We start from the raw sequence: 19,601 nt of genomic DNA on the forward strand, positions 1-19,601 counted from the left end.
AGTCGCTCGCGGACCGGGAAGATCAGGCGATGGTGGAGCCTGCTCCACCCCGGGGCGGGGGCCGTACCACCTGCGGGTACGGGACTGTGCTCTCTCCCGCGCGCCCGCGCCCGTTCCTAGCGTTCTCGGTGACCGGCGGAACGGCTCGATCCGCCCGGAGTCGACGGAGGGGCGGACGGATGAAGAGGCAGTGGCGCGGCCGTACGACGGCCACCGCGGAGCAGACGGGGACCTGGCACCACGCGCTGACCCTGGACGGGGTCACCCGGGAGTACCGGCCGGGGGTCGTGGCGCTGCACCCCATCCATCTGACGGTGCCGCGCGGACGGTTCCTCGCGGTGATGGGCCCCTCGGGGTGCGGGAAGTCGACCTTGCTCCAGTGCGCCGCCGGGCTCGACCGGCCGACCGCCGGCACGGTGCGCATCGGCGGCACCCGACTGTCCTCGCTGAACGAGGCGGCGCTGACCCGGCTGCGGCGGGAGCGGATCGGCTTCGTCTTCCAGGCGCACCATCTGGTGCCGTCGCTGAGCGTCGCGGAGAACGTCGCCCTGCCGCTGATGCTCGGCGGCGAGAGCCCCGGTGACCGGCATCTGCGGGCCCTCGCGGCGGTCGGGCTGGGAGACCGGGGCGGCGCCCTGCCGTCGGAGCTGTCCGGCGGGCAGTGCCAGCGGGTGGCCATCGCCCGCGCGCTGGTCACCACGCCCGACATCGTCTTCGCCGACGAGCCGACCGGGGCGCTGGACCCCGCCGCAGCGGAGGAGGTGCTGACGCTGCTGCGGCGGGCCGTCGACCATGACGGCCATACGGTCGTCATGGTCACCCATGACCCGTTCGCCGCCGCCTGGGCCGACGAGGCGCTCTTCCTGATGCGGGGGAAGCTGGCCTGGCGGCAGGAGCGGCCGGAGGCGGCCGACATCCGCCGCGTCCTCAAGGAGCTGGGAGGGCGGACGGCATGAAGGTCGCCGCCCTGCTGGCCGCACGCGCCACCCGTGCCCACCGTAAGGCGTGGACCGCCGTCTTCGCCGCGCTCACCCTCACCTCACTGCTGCTCGGCGCCTTCGGGCTGACCCTCGCCTCGGCCTGGAGCGCACATCCACGGGTGGAGCGGTACGCCGGGGCCGACCTCGTCGTGGCCGGCGACCAGACCACCCGCTTCAGCGCGGCGTCGCTGGGCGACCGCGAGACCGTGAGCGCCGGGCTCACCGAGCGGGTCCGGATCCCCCGTACGGCGCTGACCGCGGTGCGCGCGTTGCCCGGGGTGCGGACGGCCGTCGCCGACGTGGAATTCCCGGTGGGCCGCGCGGGCCGGTCCGCCACCGGACGGCCCTGGGAGGCCGCCCAGTTGGCGCCCTACGCGCTACGGACGGGGCGCGCCCCGCAGCGCGCGGGCGAGGTCGTGACGGGCGGCGGCACGGGCCGCGTCGGGGCGCGGCTGACGCTGCGGGTGGGCGGCCACGACACGGCGTACACCGTCGTGGGCGTCGCCGAAGGGCCCGGCACCACGGTCTGGTTCACCGGCGCCGAGGCCCGCCGCCTGGCCGGCCACCCGGAGGCGCTGGACGCCGTCGGGGTCGTCGGCGCACCCGGCACGGACCCGGGGGAGCTGGCCGGGCGGGTGCGGAAGGCCCTGGCGGCGGCCGGTGTCACCGATGTCGGGCACCGCGCCGAGGGTGACCCGGCCGCCGTGCGCGTCCTGACCGGGGGCGAGCGGGGCGAGGCCGAGTTCCTGGCCGCCGCGCCCGCCCGCGGCGAGTTGCTGACGGCGCTCGGCTCGGTGGCCGGTGCCGTCGTCCTGGTGGCGCTGCTCGTGGTCTCGTCGACCATCGTCCAGGCGCTGCGGCAACGCTCCCATGAACTGGGCCTGTTGCGGGCGGTCGGCGCCACACCGGGACAGTTGCGCGGTGCCGTGGGCCGGGAGGTGGGGCGGGTCGCGGCCTGGGCGGCGCTGACGGGCGCGGCCGGGGCGGTCCCCGCGTACCTGGGGCTGCGCGCGCTGCTGGACGCCCGGGGCGCGCTGCCCACCGGACTCGAGCTGACGCTTCCCCCGCTGCTGTGGCCCGTACCCCTGGTCACCGCCGCCGTCACCGTCCTGGTGGCCGGGATCGCGGCACTCATCGGCTGCTCCGGGACCGCCAAGCTGCGCCCGGCGGAGGCGCTGCGCGAACGGGCACCCGGCAGTGCGCGCCGCATCACGGGGCTGGTGCTGCTGTTCGTGGGCGCGAGTTCGGCCGGAACGGCCGCCCTCCAGCAGGGCGCCACCGCGGCGGCCGCGGCCGGTGCGGCGGCGGTGACGATGGTGATCGCCTGCGCCGTGCTCGGACCATGGATCGCCGAGGGGGCGATGCGGCTGCTCGGCGCTCCGCTGCGGCTGTTCGGCCCCGGCGGCCGTCTCGCCGCCGCCAACTGCGCCGCCTCCGCCCACCGGCTGGGCGCGGCGATCACCCCGATCGTGCTGGTCACCGCCTTCGCCGGGGTCCAGCTCGCCGGGGGCGCGACCATGACCCACGCCGGGGACGCCCAGGCCCGCCAGGTGCTGCGCGCCGATCTCGCGGTGTGCGCGGACGGCGGCCTCCCGGCCGGTGCGGTGGAGCGGATCCGCGCGGTCCCGGGGGTACGGGCGGCGACGGAGGTCGTCCCCGGCACGGTGCTCCTCGCACAGAGCCAGTTGGGCGCGCCCGAACTGGAGCGGCTGCCGGTCTTCGGCGTCACCCCGGAGCGGCTGACCCACACCCTCGATCCGGGCCTGCGGGACGGGGACCTCGCCCGGCTGCGGCCCGGCACGGTCGCCGTCGGCGCCGACCGGGCGGACTCCCTGGGCGCACGGCCCGGCTCCACGGTGACCCTGCGGTTCGGCGACGGTCAGGAGACCCGGCTGCGGGTCGTGGCGACCTACCAACGCTCGCTCGCGCTCGGGGACTTCCTCCTCTCCCGCGAGGATCTGCTGCGCCACACATCCCTGCCCGACGCGGGCCGGGTCCTGGTCGCGACCGGGCCCGATGCCGACCGTAAGGCCGTCACGAAGGCGCTCACGCGTACGGTGCCCGGGGCCCGCGTGGAGCGGGACCCCGCGCCGGTACGGGGCGAGGCGGCGGAGCAGGCGCTGGCCGAGGTGGTCTCGGTGGCGGTCGTCGGTGCCGTCGGCGGCTTCACGGTGATCGCCGTCCTGAGCACCCTCGCCCTCATCGCCACCGGCCGCCGCCCCGAGCTACGGCTCCTACGCCTGGCGGGCGGGGGCCGCCGCCAACTGCGCCGCATGCTCCGCCTGGAGGCCGCGGCCACGGTGGTGACCGGGCTGGTGGTGGGGGCGGCCGTGGCGTCCGTACCGCTGCTGGCCTTCAGCACGGCCATGGCGGGCACACTGCCGTACCTGCCGCCGGTGCAGGCCGCGCTGATCGTCTCGGTGGTGGTGGTGACAGCGGCGGCCGGGTCGCTGCCCCCGGTGTGGACGACGCTGCGGGGGCGGTACCCGCGGTGATCCAGCCCCTCCGGCGGGGTCTATCAGCCCCTCGGGCGGGGTCTATCAGCCTCTCCGGCAGGGTCTTCCAGCCCCTCCGGCGATTGAGGAGCGGGGTCCGGGGCGGAGCCCCGGCGGGGGTAGGGGGCGGAGCCCCCTCTCCCTACCCCTTGTTGAGATACGCCAGCACCGCCAGCACCCGCCGATGCCCACTGTCACTAGGCGGCAGCCCCAGCTTCGCGAAGACATTGCCGATGTGCTTGCTGACCGCACGCTCCGAGACCACCAGCGTCCGCGCGATCGTGGCGTTGTCCCGCCCCTCCGCCATCAGATGCAGCACCTCACGCTCGCGCGGCGTCAAAGCGTCCACCGGATCGTCACGGCGCCGCGTCATCAGCTCCTTGACCACCTCGGGATCGAGCGCCGTACCGCCCGCGACCACCCGCTCCAGCGCGTCCAGGAACTCCTCGACCCGCCCCACCCGGTCCTTCAGCAGATAGCCGAGCCCGCCCGCGCCATCGGCCAGCAACTCGGTCGCGTAGGTCTCCTCGACGTACTGCGAGAGCACCAGTACCGGCAGCCCGGGGATCTCCCGCCGCGCCGCGAGCGCCGCGCGCAGCCCCTCGTCGCGGAAGCCCGGCGGCATGCGGACGTCGAGTACGGCCGCGTCCGGACGGTGTTCGAGGAGGGCGGGCAGCACCTCGGGGCCGCTGGAGGCGACCGCCACCACCTCATGCCCGGCGGAGTTCAGCAGCAGGACCATGCCCTCCCGCAGCAGAGCGTTGTCCTCGGCGATCACCACACGCACGGCAGCTCCACTTCGATCAGCGTCGGCCCCCCGGCGGGGCTGGTCATCTCCACGGTCCCGTCCAGCGCCGCGACCCGGCGCCGCATGCCCAGCAGCCCACTGCCGCCCGCGGGATCGGCCCCGCCCCGCCCCTCGTCCCGTACCGCGACCCTCAACCTATCCTTCCTCCGCACAAGCTCGACCGACGCCCGCTCGGCCCCGCTGTGCTTGGCCGCGTTGGTCAGCGCCTCCGCGATCACGAAGTACGCGGCCGCCTCGACCGCCGCCGGGGCGCGGGGCCCGTCCTCCACCCCGTCGTCGTCCACGGACACCTGGAGCCCGCTGCCGGCCGCGAGCGCCCTTACGGCGCCCACGAGTCCGCGGTCGGTGAGGATCGGCGGATGGATGCCGCGGACGACATGGCGCAGCTCGGTGAGGGCCTCCTCGGCCTGGTCCTGCGCGTCCTCCAGCAGCTTGTGCGCCGCGTCGGGGTCCTTGTCGTACGCGCGCCGCGCCAGCCCCACCCGCATCGAGAGTGCCACCAGACGCGCCTGCGTACCGTCGTGCAAGTCCCGCTCGATGCGCCGCAGTTCGGCCCCGTGCGCGGCGACGGCGCCCGCCCGGGTCTCGGACAGCTCCTCCACCCGCTCGGCCAGCCGGGCGGTGCGCAGCGCCTCCGGCGACGGCAGCAGCAGCGCCCGCGACCACGCCGCGTCGAGGTCGACGAGCCGCTCGATCAGCGGCAGCACCACGGCCCGCTGCTTCAGCAGCCCGCACCACACCCCGTCGGCCATCAGCCCGATGACCCACACCGGCATCGCGCAGCAGGCCAGCAGCCAGCCGTATACCGCGTGCGCCCCGAGCCAGCGCAGATCGCGGTACGTGGCCGGATCCCCGACCGCCGTCCGCACCCGCGCGAACGCCTCCCCGTTCAGCGGCTGGTACACCTCGGGCACCGGCTCACCGGTCCAGGCGCCCACCCACCGCCGCTTGTACCCGGCCGTCTTGCGCACCAGCAGGACGGACTCGGGCAGCACCCCCGCGCCCACGACGGTGAGCATCGCGACGGCGGCGAAGACCGCCACCCCGATGAACAGATACGAGGCCAGGGCGATCCCCGCCCCCCGCAGCAACTCCACCGAGGCCCGCCCCGCGCGCCACACCGTCTCCCGCATGGCGGTCAGGCTAAGTGACGGGGCGGGTTCACGGCAGCGGGGGTGTAGCGCGTTACACCCTGGAATCGGGGGCGCGGCCCATCGAGGCGGCGGCGCGGAACCGGGATCGTAGAGCTCGGACAAGGAACGGCCGCGACACCGGCCGACACCACGGCCCACGAAGGGCCCCGCGAAAGGAACCCCCCAATGAAGTCCCTGCTCTGGCTGGTCCTCGCCATCGCCGCCATCGTCAACGTCGCCTCCAGCTTCGCCTTCACCGGCACCGAGCAGACCGTCATCAGCGTCGTCACCGGCCTCACCGCCATCGGCACCGCCACGGGCCTCTACCTGACCCGCGACCGCCGCGCCGCCTGAGCCCTTGCGCCGGCCGCTACGTCATCTCGGACAAGGCCCGCCACCACGGGCTGTCCGGGGCGTCCACGGGAATGATCCTGGCCCTCGCCGCGATCGTGGCGTCGAGGGCCAGGACGAGCACACGCAGCTCGCGCGCGCTCTTCTTGGGCAGGGCGTGGAGCACCGTCTCGAGGAGGTCGCGGAAGTACCCCGGATCGCAGCCACACTCGTGGATGCCGCATCGAGGCCCCGAGAACGCATCCACCAGACATCTCAGAGGGCCCTGGGCCAGGGTCCTCCAGTGCCAGAAGGCTTCCTCGATCGCCTCGGGCCAGAAGCGGGTGCGTTCGAGCCGACGCAGATCGGCGGCGCAGCAACCCGAGAGACGGTCGATCGGCGGATACCGCCGACGCCTCAGGACACGGACCGGAATGTCGCCCCGCAGGGCTGATGGGCGCCTACGCGGCATGGCCCTTTCGGTTGCTGGTCATGGCGGTCAACGTACCGCCCACGAAGGGCGTTCGGCCAAGTGGTTTTCGGGCAGTACGCCCCATCAGGCCCTGCGCTCGAGGGTCTCCCGGATCCAGCCCGCGTAGGCGGGCACATTGGTGTAGAGGCCCGGCCCGGCCGAGCACGCGACCCCCGGGGCGCCGGGACCCGAGGTGGCTCCGATGAGCTCCCACCGCCCGTGCCTGCCCTTCTGGAGTTGCGGCCCACCGGAGTCCCCGAAGCACGCCATGGCCTGGGGCACGCGGCTGATCGTGCACAGCCGGGTCCGGTCCGCGTAGCCGGGGGCGCATTCGGCGTCGGCACCCCTGCGCGTCTCGAGCTCCCGCAACCGCTCCGCGAACTTCAGCTCGGTGTCGACGGTGGTGCCGAATCCCAGGATCCGGGTCGGGGTGCCGGGCCGCCCGGCCCGCTCCGCGATCCGGATGGGCTTCTCGGCGACCGGGCGGTCCAGACGGACCAGCGCGATGTCGTCCTTGTTGGCGGCCTTCCCGTCACCGTTCACATAGCCGGGGTGGATGACGGTCCGCTCGATCGCCCGGACGGTTCCCCCGGACTTCCGCTCCTCGCTGCCGATCCGGACGGTGCCGTCCAGCTCGAGGCCGTCGCCCTGTACGCAGTGGGCCGCCGTCAGCACCCACTGCGGATCGATCAGCGACGCCCCGCAGTTGCCGTCGTACAGCCCGTGCTTCGGGGCCGACTCCGGGATCGTCGCCATGAACGGGTAGCGCTCCGTGGGATCGGTCCCGTTGACGATCGCTCCGGCGCTGCCGGTCATCAGGGCGGCGCACGACGCGACGGTGAGAGCGCCGACGGCGGTGATGCGCGCCCCACGGCGGCGAACCGACTTCAAGCTGAACATCCAGGGTTTCCTTCGCTCGTAGATCCGGATGCTTCCACCCTGTTTGTTCACGAGCCACCGGACCATCCGGGTAGCGAGCCCGAACACGGTAGGGATAACCCCCCGTCCCTGGGACGGGGTATCTCGCTGGGCATCACCGCCGCCCGGGAGCGGCACTGGACGTGGGCGTCATCGCCGCTCCGCAGGGTCTGGGGTCCGGTCAGCCGACGGCGATGACGAGTTTGCCGCCCTTGGGCGTGCGGTCGCGCTCGAGCTCCATGAGCGCCGCGATCGCTTCGGTGAGCGGTACGGTGCGAGCGATCGGCAGCCGCAGTGTTCCCTCCCCGGCGGCTCGCGCGACCTCTTCGAGGTCCCTCGTGATGGGCTGGGCGATCATGACCTGGTAGGGCCCGGGCAGCGCGCTTCTCGCGAATTTCGCGGGAGTGGGGGTGATGTCGACGATGCGGCCGCCGGGCTTCAGCAACGTCCGTGCCGCTTTGATCGGGAGCGTGCCGGCGGTGTCGAGGACGAGGTCGAACCGTCCGCCGAGCGCCGCGGGGTCGAAGTCGAACTCGACGACCGGGGTGATGCCGAGGTCGTACGCCTCCTGTGCGGCGGTCGCGCGGCAACTGCCTCCCACCGTGGCGCCGCGCACCATGGCGATCTGGGCGGCGGCCCGGCCGACACCGCCGAGGCAGCCGTGGATGAAGACCGCTTGGCCGGGCCGCACCTTCCCTTTGCCGGTGATGGCCTGCAAGGCGGTGAGCCCGACGGTGGGGATCGCCGCGGCCTGTTCGAAGGAGAGTTCCGTCGGCTTCTTCACGACCGCCTTCTCCTCGGCAAGGACCATCTCGGCGAACGCCCCCGCCGCCTTGATACCGGCTCCGCCGAGCACCGCGTCGCCGACGGCGAGCCGGGTGACGCCGTCGCCGACCGCCTCGACGACGCCTGCGAAGTCGTGACCCAGCCCGCGCGGGAAGCCACGGCCGCTCATGATCTTCATGTCGCCGTTGCGGATCTTCCAGTCCATCGGGTTGGCGGCCGCCGCCCGTACCCGGACCAGGATCTCGCCGGCGCCGGGCCGTGCGGGCTCGAAGCCCTCGAGCCGCATCACCTCGGGCCCGCCGTACTGGTGGTACTGGATGCGCTTCAGCGTCGCCATTCGAGACCTCCGGAGAGTGATGTCATCAAGTGACATCACCGTACCACCCCTGATGTCACTCAATGACATCACTCTTCGGGGGTCGCAATGAGATCACGTCGGCACGGAGCGTCACCAAGCGGCGGGATCGCCTAAACTCGCGGCATGGGACGGTGGGAGCCTGGGGCGAGTGGTCGGCTGCGCGAGGCCGCGCTGGCCCTCTATCTGGAACGTGGCTTCGAGCAGACCATGGTGGCCGATATAGCCGAACGGGCGGGCGTCACCGCCCGCACCTTCTTCCGGCACTTCGCCGACAAGCGCGAGGTCTTCTTCGACGCGTCGGCCGAACTGGAGGAGAAGTCGCTCGCCGCCCTGGAAGCGGCACCGGCCACAGCGCCGCCGCTGGACGCCGTCGCGGCGGCGCTCTACGCCGCCGCCGAGGTCATCGGCGACAACCGCGACCTCGCACGGATGCGTCAGACGGTGATCATGGCCAACGCCAGTCTCCGCGAACGCGAGTTGATCAAGCTCACATCCATGTCGGTCGCCGTGGCCGACGGGTTGCGACGGCGGGGTGTCGACGACGCCGAGGCCAGTCTGGCCGCCGAGACAGGTGTCGCCGTGTTCCGAGTCGCCTTCGATCGATGGGTCAACGCCGCCGAGGACCGCGCCTTGGGCGACGTCATCCACGAGACGCTGGCCCAACTACGGACCTTGACCGCCGCAAGCTGATCCACCCATCGGCGAGCCTGGACGGGCCCATGGGTCCATGGACTCATGAGCCGAAAGGGCGCGCTGAGAAGTCACTGCCCATAGAAGGAGTTGTCGTCCAGCGGCAACTGCAACCAAAACCGCGACCACACACGTCGAAGGGCCCCACCGCGAGCGGTGGGGCCCTTCGACATCGTGCCCGGTGAGGCACTGGCGGAGGATACGAGATTCGAACTCGTGAGGGGTTGCCCCCAACACGCTTTCCAAGCGTGCGCCCTAGGCCTCTAGGCGAATCCTCCGCCGAGAACAATACAAGACCGGATGCCGTGCTCGCGAACTCGTTCCCACCGGGTTCCATCCGCTAAGGTGGGGCGCAGCCCCTCACGTGGCGCTATCTCACCGAACTCCCCCAGGGCCGGAAGGCAGCAAGGGTAAGTGGGCTCTGGTGGGTGCGTGGGGGGCGCCTTGCGTCTGCGGGGGGGTGTGGGGATGCGGGCGTGGCCCGGTTGTCGGTGGTCCCCGATATCGTCGTAAGCGTGTCGTCCCTCGCGCTGTACCGCCGCTACCGCCCCGAGACCTTCGCGGAGGTCATCGGGCAGGAGCATGTCACCGGCCCGTTGCAGCAGGCGCTGCGCAACAACCGGGTCAATCACGCGTATCTCTTCAGCGGTCCCCGCGGGTGTGGCAAGACGACCAGTGCGCGCATCCTGGCCCGCTGTCTGAACTGTGAGAAGGGTCCCACCCCGGCGCCGTGCGGCGAATGCCAGTCGTGCCAGGACCTCGCGCGGAACGGACCGGGCTCGATCGATGTGATCGAGATCGACGCCGCGTCCCACGGTGGTGTGGACGACGCCCGTGAGCTGCGGGAGAAGGCGTTCTTCGGGCCCGCGTCGAGCCGCTACAAGATCTACATCATCGATGAGGCCCATATGGTCACCTCGGCGGGGTTCAACGCCCTGCTGAAGGTGGTGGAGGAGCCCCCGGAGCATCTCAAGTTCATCTTCGCGACCACCGAGCCGGAGAAGGTCATCGGCACGATCCGGTCGCGTACGCACCACTATCCGTTCCGGCTCGTGCCGCCCGGGACGCTCCGCGAGTATCTGGGCGAGGTCTGCGGGCGCGAGGCGATCCCGGTCGAGGACGGCGTGCTGCCGCTGGTGGTGCGGGCCGGGGCCGGGTCGGTGCGGGATTCGATGTCGGTGATGGACCAGCTCCTCGCGGGCGCGGCCGACGACGGTGTGACCTATGCCATGGCCACCTCGCTGCTCGGTTATACGGACGGCTCGCTGCTCGACTCGATCGTGGACGCCTTCGCGGCGACCGACGGAGCCGCGGCGTTCGAGGTCGTCAACCGCGTGATCGAGGGGGGCAACGATCCCCGGCGCTTCGTCGCCGATCTGCTGGAGCGGCTGCGCGATCTGGTGATCCTCGCCGCCGTGCCGGACGCCGCGGAGAAGGGGCTCATCGACGCCCCGGCCGATGTGGTGGAGCGGATGCAGGCGCAGGCGTCGGTCTTCGGCGGCGCCGAGCTGAGCCGCGCGGCGGACCTGGTCAACGAGGGCCTTACGGAGATGCGCGGCGCCACCTCGCCGCGGCTTCAGCTCGAGCTGATCTGCGCCCGGGTGCTACTGCCCGCCGCCTTCGACGACGAGCGCTCGGTGCAGTCGCGGCTGGAGCGGCTGGAGCGCGGGGCCCTCGCGGGCGGCCTGGGCGGCGGAGCCGGTGCTGGTCCTGGTCCTGGTGGCGGCGGTGGCTTCGCTGGGGCGGCCGGGCCCGGGCCCGCCATGGGTTACGTACCGGGGCCCGACGCTCATGCTCCGGCCGCGCCCCCCGCCGCCGGGCCCTCCGGTCCGGCCGCCGCGCGTGCGGCGATGGCCGGGGGAGGGGCCGGCCAGGGGCAGGCCCCCGGGGAGCCGGGCGGTGCCGAGGCACCCGGCGGGTGGCCCGCGGGTGCGCGGCCTGCCGCGGACAGCGGTCCTGGCGGCGGCGGAGACAGAGGACAGCAGGCCGGTGCCCCGGCCGCGCCCGCGGAGGGCGGCGGTGGGCAGCGGGCCGGAGCCTGGCCGTCGGGTGCCCAGTCCCCTGCGGTGGAGGGCGGCGGATCGCGGCCCGGAGCCTGGCCGACCGCCTCGGCGCCTGGCTCCGGGGCGTCTGGTGTGTCGGGTGCGGGCGGTGCGGGCGGGCCGTCTGGTGCGTCCGGGGCGTCTGGTGCTTCCGATGTCGGTGGTGCGTCCGGTGGTGGCGGTGCCTCCGGTGGTGGGGCGCCCGCTCGGCAGCCCGGTGGCTGGCCCACGGCCACCGCGCCGGGGCAGGGCGGCGGCCCACCTGCGCAGACGCCCGCGGCGCCCTCCGCGCCCTCCGCACCGACCACGTCGTCCGGGCCGACCTCGCCACCCGCGTCCGCCGCGCCCTCCGCACCCGCGCAGGGCGCACCGAGCATGGCGCAGGGCGCCGTGCAGGTGCGGCAGATGTGGCCGGACATCCTGGAGGCGGTCAAGAACCGCCGCCGCTTCACCTGGATCCTGCTGAGCCAGAACGCGACGGTGTCCGGTTTCGACGGCACCACCCTCCAGCTCGGCTTTTCCAACGCGGGCGCGCGCGACAGCTTCGTGGGCGGCGGCAGCGAGGACATCCTGCGGCAGGCGCTCCAGGACGCCATCGGCGTGCAGTGGCGGATCGAGGCGATCGTCGATCCCTCGGGCGGCACCGGACAGCAGGGCGGCGGCCCGGGCGGTCCGGGCAGCCTCGGCGGTCCGGGCGGTCCGGGCGGTTCAGGCGGCTTCGGCGGAGGCGGTGGCGGTGGCGGTGGCGCCACCGGCGGCGGCTTCGGCGGTGGTGGCTCCGGTGGCTTCGGCGGTGGGAGTGGCCCCGGTGGCGGCGGCCCCGGCGGCGGTGGTCAGTCCGCCGCGCCGCGGCAGCCCGCGCCCCGGCCCGCGCCCGCCTCCCCGCCCTCGGCCGCCCCCGCCGCGCCGTCCGGAGCCGCGGACACGGGCCCGCCCCTCGAGGCGGCGGCGTACCGGGAGCCCGAGCCTCCGCGGGTCGCGCTGGAGGACGACATGCCGGCCGAGGACGACCCGGACCTGGACGACACCGCGCTGAGCGGGCACGACCTGATCGTTCGCGAGCTCGGTGCCACGGTGATCGAAGAGATCGTCAACGAGTAGGAGGCGTGGGCCCCGCACCCATGCCCGATGTAGCCGTGTCTCCTCCGTACGGCGTAGAGCAGGGCGCTCGGGGAGCACGTAGGCTCGGGCTATCGAAGAGAACGACTGTCGAGCGCCAGGAGCGAAGCCGTGATCCCCGGTGGTGGCCAGCCGAATATGCAGCAGTTGCTGCAACAGGCTCAGAAGATGCAGCAGGACCTCGCCGCGGCCCAGGAGGAGCTGGCCCGGACTCATGTCGAGGGTTCCGCGGGCGGTGGCCTGGTGAAGGCGACCGTGACCGGTTCCGGTGAGTTGCAGGGCCTGGTCATCGACCCCAAGGCCGTGGATCCTGAGGACACGGAGACCCTCGCGGATCTGGTCGTCGCGGCCGTCCGTGACGCGAATAACGCCGCGCAGGAGCTCCAGCAGCAGAAGCTCGGCCCGCTGGCCCAGGGGCTGGGCGGTATGCCCGGGCTCCCGTTCTGATCCTGGGTCTCTCGGGTCTCTCGGGTCTCTCGGGTCTCTCGGGTCCCTCGGGTCTCCCGGGTCCCTCGGGTCCCCCCGGGCCTCGGGAATCCGGATCCTCGGTTTCTCGGTTCCTTGGGTTTTCGGGTCCCCGGGCTCTCCAATCTCATAGGGTTCCGTAACCCCACCGGGTCCCCAGGGTTCCCCGGGCTCCCCGGGGCCCACCCGGCTCCCGGGGCCCGGCCACGGGACCACGGCGGCCCCGGCAGTGAGGGTGCGGCGCAACCGAATATTCATATGCAGTACAGCCACCGCGCGGCGGCGCGAGATTGGATGAAGGCGTGTACGAGGGCGTGGTCCAGGACCTCATCGACGAGTTGGGCAGGCTGCCCGGCGTCGGTCCCAAGAGCGCGCAGCGGATCGCCTTCCACATCCTCCAGTCCGAGCCCACCGACGTCCGCCGCCTCGCGCATGCGTTGACCCAGGTCAAGGAGAAGGTGCGGTTCTGCGCGGTGTGCGGGAACGTCGCCGAGGCCGAGCAGTGCCGCGTCTGCCAGGACCCCCGCCGCGACCCCGCGATCATCTGCGTGGTCGAGGAGCCGAAGGACGTCGTCGCGATCGAGCGGACGCGTGAGTTCCGGGGCCGCTATCACGTGCTCGGCGGGGCGATCAGCCCCATCGAGGGCGTGGGCCCGGACGATCTGCGGATCAGGGAACTGCTGGGGCGGCTCGCGGACGGGACGGTCACGGAGCTGATTCTGGCCACCGATCCGAATCTGGAGGGCGAAGCCACCGCCACGTACCTCGCGCGCATGATCAAGCCCATGGGTTTGAAGGTCACTCGCCTGGCCAGCGGCCTCCCTGTCGGTGGAGACCTGGAGTACGCCGACGAGGTCACGCTGGGTCGTGCCTTCGAAGGGAGAAGACTTCTCGATGTCTGACGCAACGCTGCACGACGCCCACCCGGACCCGGACGACTTCGCGGTCCAGATCTCCGACCAGATCGAGAGCTTCATCGTCGCGGTCACCGAAGTCGCCAAGGGGGACGAGCCGGACAGCGCTGTACCGTTTCTGCTCCTCGAGCTGTCCCAGTTGCTCCTCGCGGGCGGCCGGCTCGGCGCGCACGAGGACTTCGTTCCGGACGAGCGGTACGAACCGGACGTCGGCCCGGAGCCGGATGTCGACGAGCTGCGTGAGCGCTTCGCCGTGCTGCTGGAGCCGGTGGACATCTACTCGGAGGTCTTCGACCCGTACGTGCCGCGCAGCCAGCCCGTCGCCTGCCGGATCTCCGACGATCTCGCCGGGATCATCACCGATCTGCGGCACGGGATGGCGCACTACCGCGAGGGCCGGATCAGCGAGGCGCTGTGGTGGTGGCAGTTCTCGTACCTCTCCAACTGGGGGACGACCGCCTCGGCGGCCCTGCGCGCGTTGCAGTCGCTGGTCGCGCACGTACGGCTGGACAGCCCGCTGGACGAGCTGGACGGCCTGGACACGGACAGCAACGCGGGCGGTGACGAGGAGCTCGCGGAGGAGGCCGGCCGGGTCATGGCGGCGGAGATCGCGGGACCGCTCGGCCTGCGCTCGGGACCGCGCTGACCGGTGCCCGGGGCGGCCGCTCGGGGCCGCGCCGAGGCGTGCCGGGTATGGCCGCTCGGGGCCGCGCCGAGACGTGCCCGGGACGGCCGACCGGAAGATCCGCAACGGCCCGCGGGGGCGACCCGCGACCCGTCCGAGGCTGTGAGCTGGGTTACGTTCCCGTGTGCTTCGGCGGCGAGCGGGAAGGGTTCGTCGCTGAGCGGGTGGGAGGGATGCGGGGAATCTCGCGGACGCATGGACGTATGCGTCGCGTGATGCCCCCTGTCTCCTTGCCCTCCTTGATCACTTTGTGAGGCATTCGTCTCGCTATGTGATATTGGGAGGGTAAATTCCGGCCGCTCGTTAAACTGAGCCGACCGCATTATTGAGAGCTGCGAGGAGCGCACGTGGGCCTTGTCGTGCAGAAGTACGGAGGCTCCTCCGTTGCCGATGCCGAAGGCATCAAGCGGGTCGCCAAGCGAATCGTGGAAGCCAAGAAGAACGGCCACCAGGTGGTCGTCGTGGTCTCCGCGATGGGCGACACGACGGACGAGCTGATCGATCTCGCCGAGCAGGTATCCCCGATTCCTACTGGGCGCGAGTTCGACATGCTGCTGACCGCGGGAGAGCGGATCTCCATGGCCTTGCTGGCGATGGCGATCAAAAACCTCGGTCACGAGGCGCTGTCGTTCACCGGCAGCCAGGCGGGAGTCATCACCGACGCGGTTCACAACAAAGCACGGATCATCGATGTCACGCCGGGCCGTATCCGTGACGCGCTGGAGCTCGGCGCGGTCGCGATCGTCGCGGGCTTCCAGGGCGTGTCCCAGAAGAGCAAGGACATCACCACCCTCGGCCGGGGTGGTTCGGACACCACCGCGGTCGCGCTGGCCGCGGCCCTGGATGCCGAGGTGTGCGAGATCTACACCGATGTGGACGGCGTGTTCACCGCCGACCCGCGCGTGGTGAAGAAGGCTCGCAAGATCAACGAGATTCCGTACGAGGACATGCTGGAGCTCGCCGCGAGCGGTTCCAAGGTGTTGCACCTGCGCTGCGTGGAGTACGCGCGCCGGTACAACATCCCCATTCACGTACGGTCGTCTTTCTCCGGCCACCAGGGCACCTGGGTACGCAACCGGCCGGAAGCGGGAGAAGGAGAAGAAGGCATGGAGCAGGCGATCATCTCCGGGGTCGCGCACGACACGTCCGAGGCCAAGGTCACGGTCGTCGGTGTGCCGGACAAGCCGGGTGAGGCCGCGGCCATCTTCCGCACCATCTCCGACGCCGAGATCAACATCGACATGGTGGTGCAGAACGTCTCCGCCGCGTCGACCGGGCTGACCGACATCTCCTTCACGCTGCCGAAGACGGACGGCCACCGGGCGATGGAGGCGCTGACCAAGGCGAAGTCGCTGATCGGCTTCGACTCGCTGCGCTACGACGACCAGATCGCGAAGATCTCCCTGATCGGTGCCGGAATGCGCACCAACCCGGGGGTCACCGCGACCTTCTTCGAGGCGCTGTCGAACGCCGGGGTCAACATCGAGCTGATCTCGACCTCCGAGATCCGCATCTCGGTCGTCACCCGCGCCGACGATGTGAAGGACGCGGTGGTGGCCGTGCACAGCGCCTTCGGCCTGGACAGCGACAGCGACGAAGCTGTGGTTTACGGAGGGACTGGCCGATGATCGGTCATGGCGGTGCCGCCGGGGGCGACAAGCCCACCCTCGCGGTCGTCGGTGCCACGGGCGCCGTCGGCACCGTCATGCTCTCGATCCTCTCGGAGCGTGCCGACATCTGGGGCGAGATCCGGCTGATCGCCTCGCCCCGCTCGGCCGGCCGGAAGCTGACCGTCCGGGGTGAGCAGGTCGAGGTCATCGCGCTGAGCGAGGAGGCGTTCGAGGGCGTCGACGTCGCGATGTTCGACGTGCCGGACGAGATCTCGGCGCGGTGGGCGCCCATCGCGGCGAGCAAGGGCGCGGTGGCCGTCGACAACTCCGGCGCCTTCCGGATGGACCCCGATGTCCCCCTGGTGGTGCCGGAGCTGAACGCGCACGCGGTCCGGGTCCGCCCGCGCGGCATCATCTCCAACCCCAACTGCACCACCCTGTCGATGATCGTGGCGATGGGCGCGCTGCACGCCGAGTTCGGGCTGAGCGAGCTGATCGTCTCCTCGTACCAGGCGGTCTCCGGGGCGGGCCAGGAAGGCATCGACGCCCTGCGCGAGCAGCTCGCGCTGGTCGCCGGTACGGAGTTGGGCACCCACCCCGGGGACGTACGGCGGGCGGTGGGCGACACCGGGCCGTTCCCGGCGCCGATGGCGCTCAATGTGGTGCCGTTCGCCGGTTCGCTCAAGGAGGACGGCTGGTCCTCCGAGGAGCTCAAGGTGCGCGACGAGTCCCGCAAGATCCTGGGGCTGCCGGAGCTGAGGGTCACCGCGACCTGTGTCCGGGTGCCCGTGATCACCACGCATTCGCTGGCCGTGCACGCGCGGTTCGAGAACGAGGTGACGGTCGAGGCGGCGCACGAGATCCTGGCGGGCGCCCCCGGTGTGGTGCTCTGCGACAACCCGGCGGAGGGCGAATTCCCCACCCCCGCCGACGCCGTGGGCACCGACCCCACCTGGGTGGGCCGGGTGCGGCGGTCGCTGGACGACCCGAGGGCGCTGGAGCTGTTCGTCTGCGGCGACAACCTGCGCAAGGGCGCGGCGCTGAACACCGCGCAGATCGCGGAGGTCGTCGCGGCGGAGCTGGCTGGCGGGGCCGCCACGAGGTGAGAGGGCCGCAGGGCCCGTCACGCAACCACCAAGTAGGACCGGCCGCCAGGCAGGACCCGCTACGAAGCAGGAACCAACGCGAAGCAGGACTTGCCGCGAAGCAGGACTCGCCGCCGGGTGATGATCCGTGGTGAAGTGAGAGGCTTGGGTCGCCCTAAGGTGAGCGCCCGTCTTAAAGTGACGTTTCACCAGTGCGTTGACCGGCGGATGTGAATATCCTGTGTGCATGTCACTGGCCTGGACGAGCTGAGCTGGGCCGTTGATCTGATCGACGTATTCGCTCCCCGCCCGCTGCAACCGGCAGTGGGCGGGGAGCGTCTTTCCAGCCGCCCCTTAGTGGGCGCAGGGATAACTGGGGCATTGGGGAAGATTTGATGCGCATGGGGGCATTGAACGCATCGTCAAAAGCGGTGCCTCACGCGTACAACCCTGACAGGGGGCGGCGTGTCCAACAGGCGTGGCAGAGGTATTCGGCATCGCAACAGTTCCAGGGCGCGGCGGCGCGGCGGTACGCCCCCCGCGTACGCCAGGTGGCATGCCGGTGATCGCGCCATGGCCGACGGCCCGCCCCGCGCACATCACAACAGGGCGCGAGGACACTGACGACGCGATGGCAGCGGGCACCACAGTCGATCACCTCACCGAGACCTATCGCGCCCATTACCGGTCGCTGCTCGGTCTCGCCGCGCTCCTTCTCGACGACACCGCGTCCTGCGAGGACGTCGTGCAGGAAGCGTTCATCCGTGTGCACTCGGCGCGCAAGAGAGTCCGGGATCCCGAGAAGACCCTTGCCTATCTGCGGCAGACGGTCGTCAATCTCTCCCGCTCCGCGCTGCGCCGGCGCATCCTCGGGCTGAAGCTGCTCTCCAAGCCGATGCCCGATATGGCAAGTGCCGAGGAAGGGGCGTACGAACAGCTTGAACGCGATCAACTGATCAAGGCGATGAAGGGACTTCAGCGCCGTCAGCGCGAGGTTCTCGTGCTGCGCTACTTCGCCGATATGACCGAGGCCCAGGTGGCCGAGACGCTGGGCATATCGCTCGGCTCGGTCAAGGCGTACGGCTCGCGTGGCATCGCGGCGCTCCGCGTCGCCATGGAGGCTCCGGCATGAACCACAACACACATACGCCGGACCCGGACGAACCCGGGCGGCGGACGGGCCATGAGCCCGAATCCCGAGAACCAGTGGAGTCCACGGAGCCGATGGAGCCGGTGAAGCCGACGGAGCCGACGGAGTCCACGCGGCCGATGGAGTCGGTGGAGTCGACGGAGACCGGTGAGTCCGCGGAGGCCGGTGAGTCTGCGCGGTCCGCGGGGTCCGCGGGGTCTGCGGGGTCTGCGGGGTCCACGGGAGCCGAGGAGTCCGGCGGGTCTGCGGAGGCCGGTGGGCCCGGCGGGTCTGCGGAGGCCGGGAAGTCCACCGGGTCGGCCGGGGCCGCTCCGTCCGCCCCGTCCGGGCAGGGGCGGGTGACGCCTCTGACGCCCATCCGTATTCAGCTCGACGACGACGGGCCCGGCGGTGAGGACGAGGGGGCGCTGCGGCGGCTGCTGCACCGCGCCGTCGACGATCTCGAACCGTCCTCCGACTCCCTCGACTATCTGCGGCGCGCCGTGCCCGCCCGCCGCGCGCGGCGGCGCCAGGCCCTGGTCGGGGCCGCGGCCGCGGTGGTGCTCGGCTGCGCGGCCGTACCGGCGCTGGTGCACGTCGCGACCACCAGCAACGGCGCGGACGAACGCCCGGCCAATGCTGCCAGCAGTCACCGCACCCCTGAGGCCAGCGGCGGTCGGCACGGCGAGGGCAGTGGCGGCAAGGGCTCCGACGGGCCCGCCGACACGGTCGAGCAGGACAAGGGCGACAAGGACAAGGACAAGGGGAAGGACAAGCCGCCGGAGGGCGACGAGGAGGGTGGCCCCGGCGGTGGTACGGCCCCCGATCCCTCCAACACGCTGAACGCCACCTCCCCCACCTGTAGCCGCGCCCAGCTCACCAGCGGTGGCGCCGGATCGGTCGGGGCGGCCGACGCCGAGGGGCGGGTCTACGGCTCGTTCCGCGTCGCGAACATCTCGGACAGCGCCTGCACGGTCGAGGGCAGCGGCTCGGTGGGCGCGAGCGCCCAGGGCGGTGCGGACGCCGCGCGGATCCTCGTCGTCGACCACACGGCGGGGGACGCGGCGGCAGGGCTGCCAGACCCTTCCCTCCAGCCGGGCACGCTCATCCTCAAGCCCGGCCAGGCGTACGAGGTCAAGTTCGCCTGGATTCCGGCGGCGGGCGGCGGCACCAGCGGCTGCTCCACCACCGGCACACCGACCCCCGATCCGTCCACCGACCCGGCCCAGGACGGGCCGCAGGACAACCCCAGCTCGGGCGAGCCGGGCGGGGGCGGTGGCGGCGGTGAGCCGCAGGACGCGAGCGTCCTGGTCAGCCACACACCGGAGGCGGGCGACCCGGCCGCGGCGAGCGTGACGATCGGCGGCGCCTGCGCCGGAACGATCTACCGCACCGGTCTGCTGACCTCCCTCTAGACCTGCCGGCGTCCCTCTGGAGCTATGGGGCAGCGGCCGTCCGGGGAGCTGCCCCCGGGAGGCCACTGCGGCGCTCTCGACGCGCCGCGGCGGGATCCCGGGGCCGACGCGCGGGGGCCTGCGGGGCGGCCCCGCCGCCGGGACCCCGACGCGAGGCCCGTACCGTG

General features: G+C 72.2%; 17 protein-coding genes, 1 tRNA gene and 1 other RNA gene. 13 read left to right on the forward strand and 6 right to left on the reverse strand.

Annotated features, from left to right (window positions below; all coding sequences use genetic code 11):
* Positions 1 to 179: 179 nt before the first annotated feature.
* Both ACK1X7_RS26985 and ACK1X7_RS26990 read left to right on the forward strand, forming a co-directional pair.
* Entirely contained in the window at positions 180 to 956 is a 777-nt protein-coding gene (locus tag ACK1X7_RS26985; protein WP_385145158.1) for an ABC transporter ATP-binding protein, read from the forward strand.
* Positions 953 to 3,475: an FtsX-like permease family protein gene (locus ACK1X7_RS26990; RefSeq protein ID WP_413115745.1), complete on the forward strand. Its 2,523-nt coding sequence runs from the start codon at positions 953 to 955 to the stop codon at positions 3,473 to 3,475. The genes ACK1X7_RS26985 and ACK1X7_RS26990 overlap by 4 nt, the downstream gene beginning before the upstream one ends.
* 142 nt (positions 3,476 to 3,617) lie before the next feature.
* Here the strand turns inward: ACK1X7_RS26990 and ACK1X7_RS26995 are convergent, their stop codons facing one another.
* On the reverse strand, positions 3,618 to 4,262 hold the full coding sequence (locus ACK1X7_RS26995; protein ID WP_216343617.1) for a response regulator transcription factor: 645 nt from the start codon (positions 4,260 to 4,262) through the stop codon (positions 3,618 to 3,620).
* Positions 4,250 to 5,416 (reverse strand): sensor histidine kinase, encoded by a 1,167-nt coding sequence (locus ACK1X7_RS27000; protein ID WP_385149048.1) that lies wholly within the window; start codon positions 5,414 to 5,416, stop codon positions 4,250 to 4,252. Before ACK1X7_RS27000 ends, ACK1X7_RS26995 begins: the two co-directional genes overlap by 13 nt.
* A 186-nt stretch (positions 5,417 to 5,602) precedes the next feature.
* Here ACK1X7_RS27000 and ACK1X7_RS27005 point away from each other — a divergent pair, with 186 nt between their 5' ends.
* Positions 5,603 to 5,770, forward strand: coding sequence for a hypothetical protein (locus ACK1X7_RS27005; RefSeq protein ID WP_385149045.1), 168 nt, complete (start codon positions 5,603 to 5,605; stop codon positions 5,768 to 5,770).
* Between the two features lie 16 nt (positions 5,771 to 5,786).
* Here the strand turns inward: ACK1X7_RS27005 and ACK1X7_RS27010 are convergent, their stop codons facing one another.
* The 3 genes from ACK1X7_RS27010 to ACK1X7_RS27020 form a co-directional block, all read right to left on the reverse strand.
* Positions 5,787 to 6,218, reverse strand: coding sequence for a hypothetical protein (locus ACK1X7_RS27010; protein ID WP_385149042.1), 432 nt, complete (start codon positions 6,216 to 6,218; stop codon positions 5,787 to 5,789).
* A gap of 84 nt (positions 6,219 to 6,302) precedes the next feature.
* Positions 6,303 to 7,118, reverse strand: a complete 816-nt coding sequence (locus tag ACK1X7_RS27015; protein ID WP_385149039.1) for a S1 family peptidase — start codon at positions 7,116 to 7,118, stop codon at positions 6,303 to 6,305.
* 199 nt (positions 7,119 to 7,317) lie between these two features.
* Positions 7,318 to 8,259: an NADP-dependent oxidoreductase gene (locus ACK1X7_RS27020; protein ID WP_385149036.1), complete on the reverse strand. Its 942-nt coding sequence runs from the start codon at positions 8,257 to 8,259 to the stop codon at positions 7,318 to 7,320.
* 144 nt (positions 8,260 to 8,403) lie between these two features.
* Between ACK1X7_RS27020 and ACK1X7_RS27025 the strand changes: the two genes are divergently transcribed.
* Positions 8,404 to 8,970, forward strand: a complete 567-nt coding sequence (locus ACK1X7_RS27025) for a TetR/AcrR family transcriptional regulator (protein WP_385149033.1) — start codon at positions 8,404 to 8,406, stop codon at positions 8,968 to 8,970.
* A 190-nt stretch (positions 8,971 to 9,160) separates the two neighbouring features.
* Here the strand turns inward: ACK1X7_RS27025 and ACK1X7_RS27030 are convergent.
* Positions 9,161 to 9,248: transfer RNA gene (locus tag ACK1X7_RS27030), tRNA-Ser, on the reverse strand.
* A gap of 74 nt (positions 9,249 to 9,322) precedes the next feature.
* On the opposite strand from ACK1X7_RS27030, the gene ffs reads away from it, so the two are divergent.
* From ffs to ACK1X7_RS27075, 9 genes are all read left to right on the forward strand, one after another.
* An RNA gene (gene ffs / locus ACK1X7_RS27035) (signal recognition particle sRNA small type) lies at positions 9,323 to 9,417 on the forward strand.
* Positions 9,418 to 9,485: 68 nt separating this feature from the next.
* Entirely contained in the window at positions 9,486 to 12,113 is a 2,628-nt protein-coding gene (locus ACK1X7_RS27040; protein WP_413115746.1) for a DNA polymerase III subunit gamma and tau, read from the forward strand.
* Positions 12,114 to 12,242: 129 nt separating this feature from the next.
* A complete protein-coding gene (locus ACK1X7_RS27045) occupies positions 12,243 to 12,578 on the forward strand; it encodes a YbaB/EbfC family nucleoid-associated protein (protein WP_014061795.1) in 336 nt (111 codons plus the stop codon).
* Positions 12,579 to 12,898: 320 nt separating this feature from the next.
* Positions 12,899 to 13,498, forward strand: coding sequence for a recombination mediator RecR (gene recR / locus ACK1X7_RS27050; protein ID WP_059148202.1), 600 nt, complete (start codon positions 12,899 to 12,901; stop codon positions 13,496 to 13,498).
* On the forward strand, positions 13,491 to 14,156 hold the full coding sequence (locus tag ACK1X7_RS27055) for a DUF5063 domain-containing protein (RefSeq protein ID WP_137966455.1): 666 nt from the start codon (positions 13,491 to 13,493) through the stop codon (positions 14,154 to 14,156). Before recR ends, ACK1X7_RS27055 begins: the two co-directional genes overlap by 8 nt.
* A 386-nt stretch (positions 14,157 to 14,542) precedes the next feature.
* Positions 14,543 to 15,823 carry an aspartate kinase gene (locus ACK1X7_RS27060; RefSeq protein ID WP_211124820.1) on the forward strand — a complete coding sequence of 427 codons (1,281 nt, stop codon included), beginning with the start codon at positions 14,543 to 14,545 and terminating at the stop codon, positions 15,821 to 15,823.
* Positions 15,820 to 16,911 (forward strand): aspartate-semialdehyde dehydrogenase, encoded by a 1,092-nt coding sequence (locus ACK1X7_RS27065; RefSeq protein WP_385149025.1) that lies wholly within the window; start codon positions 15,820 to 15,822, stop codon positions 16,909 to 16,911. Before ACK1X7_RS27060 ends, ACK1X7_RS27065 begins: the two co-directional genes overlap by 4 nt.
* A gap of 535 nt (positions 16,912 to 17,446) precedes the next feature.
* Positions 17,447 to 18,022, forward strand: coding sequence for a SigE family RNA polymerase sigma factor (locus ACK1X7_RS27070; protein WP_385149022.1), 576 nt, complete (start codon positions 17,447 to 17,449; stop codon positions 18,020 to 18,022).
* Positions 18,023 to 18,378: 356 nt separating this feature from the next.
* Complete coding sequence (locus ACK1X7_RS27075) at positions 18,379 to 19,434, forward strand: DUF4232 domain-containing protein (RefSeq protein WP_413115747.1); 1,056 nt, start codon at positions 18,379 to 18,381, stop codon at positions 19,432 to 19,434.
* Positions 19,435 to 19,601: the final 167 nt, after the last annotated feature.

Source organism: Streptomyces sp. CY-1, from assembly GCF_047218265.1.
GTDB classification, from domain to species: domain Bacteria; phylum Actinomycetota; class Actinomycetes; order Streptomycetales; family Streptomycetaceae; genus Streptomyces; species Streptomyces niphimycinicus.

Excerpts from the sequence above, each read along its gene's own strand:
- ACK1X7_RS26990 (WP_413115745.1), top strand. The coding sequence starts at position 953 with ATGAAGGTCGCCGCCCTGCTGGCCGCACGCGCCACCCGTGCCCACCGT.
- ACK1X7_RS27000 (WP_385149048.1), bottom strand. The coding sequence starts at position 5,416 with ATGCGGGAGACGGTGTGGCGCGCGGGGCGGGCCTCGGTGGAGTTGCTG.
- ACK1X7_RS27065 (WP_385149025.1), top strand. The coding sequence starts at position 15,820 with ATGATCGGTCATGGCGGTGCCGCCGGGGGCGACAAGCCCACCCTCGCG.
- ACK1X7_RS27025 (WP_385149033.1), top strand. The coding sequence starts at position 8,404 with ATGGGACGGTGGGAGCCTGGGGCGAGTGGTCGGCTGCGCGAGGCCGCG.
- ACK1X7_RS27010 (WP_385149042.1), bottom strand. The coding sequence starts at position 6,218 with ATGCCGCGTAGGCGCCCATCAGCCCTGCGGGGCGACATTCCGGTCCGT.
- ACK1X7_RS26985 (WP_385145158.1), top strand. The coding sequence starts at position 180 with ATGAAGAGGCAGTGGCGCGGCCGTACGACGGCCACCGCGGAGCAGACG.
- ACK1X7_RS27015 (WP_385149039.1), bottom strand. The coding sequence starts at position 7,118 with ATGTTCAGCTTGAAGTCGGTTCGCCGCCGTGGGGCGCGCATCACCGCC.
- ACK1X7_RS27070 (WP_385149022.1), top strand. The coding sequence starts at position 17,447 with ATGCCGGTGATCGCGCCATGGCCGACGGCCCGCCCCGCGCACATCACA.
- ACK1X7_RS27020 (WP_385149036.1), bottom strand. The coding sequence starts at position 8,259 with ATGGCGACGCTGAAGCGCATCCAGTACCACCAGTACGGCGGGCCCGAG.
- ACK1X7_RS27055 (WP_137966455.1), top strand. The coding sequence starts at position 13,491 with ATGTCTGACGCAACGCTGCACGACGCCCACCCGGACCCGGACGACTTC.
- ACK1X7_RS27005 (WP_385149045.1), top strand. The coding sequence starts at position 5,603 with ATGAAGTCCCTGCTCTGGCTGGTCCTCGCCATCGCCGCCATCGTCAAC.